Source organism: Streptomyces sp. WAC 04229 (assembly GCF_003947455.1).
Taxonomy (GTDB): Bacteria; Actinomycetota; Actinomycetes; order Streptomycetales; family Streptomycetaceae; genus Streptomyces.
The window spans coordinates 1-4,697 of the sequence record NZ_QHJH01000315.1; the positions used below are offsets into that span (position 1 = coordinate 1).

Annotated in this window: 1 protein-coding gene; it reads left to right on the forward strand. The window is 76.7% G+C overall.

Features of this window, described 5'->3' with window-relative positions; genetic code table 11:
* A partial coding sequence (locus DMH12_RS37190) for an SAV_2336 N-terminal domain-related protein (RefSeq protein WP_125495693.1) occupies positions 1-4,646 on the forward strand: 4,646 nt, incomplete at its 5' end.
* Between the last annotated feature and the right edge of the window lie 51 nt (positions 4,647-4,697).

Below are 4,697 nucleotides of genomic sequence, written 5' to 3' on the forward strand. Positions count from 1 at the left end.
CCCCCGCGCCGGGAACGTCGGCGGCCGAACCGCACCGCTCCCTGCTCGCGCCCGCCCCGCCGATGCTGCGCCACACGCTGGCGCTGCAGCGTTCCCTGCGCCCGCTGAAGCGCCGTAGCGACGCGCCCGTGGGCCACGAGGTGGACGAGGCCGCGACCGCCGACCGCATCGCCCGGCTGGGCGGCGGGCCCGACGGGTGGCTGCCGGTGCTGCGCCCGGTGCGGGAGCGCTGGCTGCGGCTGAACCTGGTGCACGACGCGGGCCCGACGATGCCGGTCTGGCAGCCGCTGGTACGCGAACTGCACGCCACACTCGCCCAGTCGGGCGTCTTCCGCACGGTCGTCCTGCACCGCGCGGAGGCCGACGGCACCGTCCGCGGCGAGGGAGCCGAGGCGCCCCCCGACGGCCGTACGGTCACCCTGCTGATCAGCGACTGCATGGGACCGCAGTGGCGGGAGGGCCCGGCCGGCACCCGCTGGTTCGCCACACTGCGCCGCTGGGCGCACCGCACCCCGCTGGCCGTTCTCCAGCCGCTCCCCGAGCAGTTGTGGCGGGACACCGCCCTGCCTCCGGTCCCGGGCCGGCTGTCGGCCCCGCACCGGGCCGCGCCCAGCGCGTCGCTCGCCTTCACCCCGTACGACGACGGCGTGCCCCCGGCCCCCGGCGGCACCGTGCACCTCCCCGTGCTGGAACCGGGGCCCCAGTGGCTGGCGAACTGGGCCTCCCTGGTCGCGAGTCCGGGCGGCACCCGCCACCCGGGGGCGGCCGCCGTGCTGCACCGCCCGCTGCCCGCCGACGCCGACGACCGCGCCGACGCCACGCGCCTGTCCGCCGAGGAACTGGTGCTGCGCTTTCGCGCGAGCGCCTCCCGCCAGGCCTTCCGGCTGGCCGGGCACCTCGCGCTCGGGCGCCCGGACCTGCCGGTGATGCGGCTGGTGCAGGCCGCGGTCGAGCCGGAACCCCGGCCCCAGCACCTGGCCGAGATCATCCTCAGCGGCATGCTCACCACGGTCGCCGGGCCACCCGGCTCGTACGCCTTCCGCCCCGGCGTACGCGATCTGCTGCTGCGCGGGCTGCCCCGCACCGCCCGCAGCCGCACCCACGAACTGCTGCTGCGCACCGGCGGCCTGATCGACGAGCGGGCGGGGCGGTCGCCGGGCGAGTTCCGCGCGCTGCTCCCCTCCCGGGACGGCACCGAGCGGGCCGACGGCGGCGAGACGTTCGCGGCGATCAGCCAGGAGAGTGCCAGACAGCTGGCCGCACCGGTGCGGTCCGAGGGCCCCTCGCCCTTCCCGCCCGCGCTGGGCGCCCGCTACCGGCCGGCCCGGCGGCTCGCGCCGACCGGGAGGATGTGGCTGGCCGAGGACACCGAGACGAACCGGACCGTGGCGGTCCGGCTGCACGACCCGGACCGCGACCCCGCCTCGCGGCGCGCGTTCCTGCGGGACGCGCGCCGCCTGACGGAGTTCACCCACCCGAACACGGTGACCGTCCTCGACGCCGGCATCGAGGACGACGTCCCGTACGTCGTCATGGAGCACCTGGACGGTGTCGCCCTGCACACGCTGGCCCGGTCGAACGGCCGGCGGCTGCCCGCGCCGCTGGTGGTGTCGGTCGGGGCGCAGCTGGCGCGCGCCCTCACCGCCCTGCACCGGGCGGGCGTCACGCACGGCGGCCTGGAGGCGTCGCGGGTGGTCCTGCTGCCGGACGGCACGGTCCGGCTGAGCCTCTTCGAACCGGGCAGGGCCTCGGGGCCGCCCGGACGCTCGGAGGACCTCCGGGCCCTGTGCGACGTCCTGTTGCTGCTCACCTCGGGCACCTCACGGCTGACCGTCCCGATCGACTCCCGCCACCTGGACCGGCTGCCCGCCGCCCTGCGCATCCACTACGCGCACGCCTTCGACCAGTTGATGTCGGCGTCGCCGGCGACGCAGGCCCAGGGCCTGGACCTGCTCACGGACCCCCGGTCGCTCGCCCGGGCCCGCGAGGCGTACGAGCCGCGCCGCTACCGCGCCCTGGGCGCACTGCGGGTCACCTTGCCGGACGGGTCCCCCGCCCTCGGACCGGGGGTGCGCGCGCTGCTCGCCATGCTGCTGCTCAAGCACGGCCGCACGGTGACGCACGAGGAGCTGCGGTGGGGGCTGTGGGACCCGGGCGAGGAACCGCGCAACCCGCGGGGCGACGTGAACGGGCTGGCGACGCAACTGGCCCAGGCCCTCGGCCCGGGCGCCCTGGTGACGTCCGCCCACGGCCTCGCCCTGCACACCAGCGCCGACGACGTGGACCTGGTGCGCTGCGACGAGCTGGTGCGGCAGGCCGACGCGGCCCGGCTGGAGGGGGCGCCCACCGAGGCCCGCGCCCTGGTCACCGAGGCCTTGTCGCTCTGGCACGGCGACGAGGCCCTCGCGCACGTGCCCGGTCCCGCCGCCCGTACCGCCCGCGCCCGGCTCCTGCGGCTCCGCCTCGCCCTGCACACCAAGCGCGCCGAACTCGACCTGGCTCTCGGCGACTACGACCGGACCTCGGCCGAACTGTCCGGCCTGCTCCGCGTCCACCCGCACCGCGAGGACTTCCGCCGCCTCTACCTGATCGCGCTGCGCCGCCAGGGCCGGGGCGCGGAGGCCCTGGAGGTGTACGAGGAGTACGAGCTGTCCGGCGGGCGCAGTCCGGCCCTGGCGGCGCTGGGCCGCGAACTGCGCGAGGAGCACGCCGAGCCGGTGGACGACGCCCCGTGGTCGGAGTACGAGGGCACCTCGTCGGAGCGGGACGACGGACCGCACCGGGCGCTGTCCGCACCGGACGAACTGCCGGAGGGCCCGTTCCCCACGGAGGACGACTCCTGGCCGCCGCGGCTGGAGGAAGCGGCGGAGATCATGGAGGAACCGGAGGACCCCGGGGAACCGGAGGACCCCGAGGAACCGGAAGAGTCCGCGGAGCCCGGCCGGCCGGCCGAGGCGGACGAAGACCCGCAGGAAGACTTCGACACCGACTTCCGCGACTGCGCCCGCTTCTCGTTCGCCGACGGCCCTTCGGGTGAGGAGGAGGCCCACGCGGGGCTGCGCACCCTGGTCACGAATCTGCTGGCGGACAGTGGGCTCGACGGCACCGCCTACCGACTCGTGGCGGACGGGGAGGGCCTGCTCGTCCTGCTGGAGCCGCGGACGGAGGCCGCCCCGCTCCTGCGGGCGGCCGTGGACGGCCTGCCCGAACAGCTGGCGCACATCGGCGCGGAGCGGCTGCTCGTCGAGTTCTGGCAGGTGGAGTTCCGGCTGGACGGAACCGAGGAGCAGTCCTTCCGCGCCGACGCCGGATCGGTCGGCGCGGTCCTGGACGCGTCCGACGCGCAGGCGCTCGTCGTCCTCTCCGACTCGCTCCACTACGACGAGGTCCAGGAGCCGGGGGAGGACGGACCCTCCTTCGATCCGGACCTGTTCCGGCCGCTGGACGACGAGACCGGCTGGTACCGCCCGGTCGAGGGCGCCGCGGGCCCCAGGGTGGAGGCGTCGGACGGCCGGGCCGTGAGCGGGCCGTACCCCATGCCGCCCGGCGGCAGGCTCCCCGTCCCCCCGCGCGACGGTTCCGTGGCCTTCGTCCTGCGGCTGCCCGACGGCACGCTCGCCCTCCCGGACTCCGACGAGTACCGGTCGGCGCCTTCGGCCCTCCGGGCGGCCGGCCAGTACTTCGAGGTCGAGCTGACGCAACACCCCGTCGGCACGGGCGTGCCCACGGTCGACGCGAAGTGGCAGGTCGAGGACCCGGTCGAGGCGGTGCGCAACCGGGCGACCGACCTGCGCGAGGTGGTCGCCGAGCTGGTCGGGCAGTTCCTCGCCGCGCTCCGGGAGGGCGGCGAGTTCGATCTCATGCGCGCCGAGGTGCCCGGCTACCGGCTCGTCTGGACCTTCCGGCCGGCCGGCCGCACCGGCACCCCGCGCGGGAGGGCCACGCGCTCGCCCGAGGACCTGGTCGCGGGCGCGGACTGCGTCCTCCTCGGCTTCGACGACGTACTGGCCCGGCTGTACCGGCCGGCCGCCGAGCGGGAGGTGCTGCTGGACATCGCGCGGCTCTTCGTCGAGGAGCGCGACCCCGAGCACGCGCTGGCCGGCGTACCGCTCCCCCGGGTCTCGTCGGACGGATACGCCGGCACGCTCGACTTCGTCCGGGCCCTGGCCGGGCACCGGCTCGCCCCCGACGTACGGCTCCGCCTCGACCGGCACGAGGCGCGGGCGGCCCGCACCGCACGGCCGGTGCCCCTGGCCGACCGGCTGGTCCAGGCGCTTGACGCCCGGCGGGTGCGCACCGCCGTGGTCACCGACCGGGCACCCGCGCCGGTCACCGACCACCTGCGGCGACGCGGCCTGCTGGACGCCCTCGCCGGGGACGTGCACGGCAGGGGCACCGACCTCACCCGGCTGATGCCCGACCCGGACGTCCTCCTGCGGGCCCTGGAGCGGCTCGACGCGACCGTCGACACGTGCGTGATGATCGGTTCGTCCGTCGCCGAGCAGTCCGCCGCCCGTGCGCTCGGCCTGCCGTTCATCGGACACTGCGACCGCGAACGGGTCCGGCGGGACCTGAGCGCGGCGGACGACGACGCGCTCCTCGTACCGGACCTGCGTCCGCTGCTGACGGCGGCCGAGAGCGGCTGACCGGCGGCGTTCGGCTCCCGCCGGAGACCGCCCGTTCGGCGGCCCCCCGCC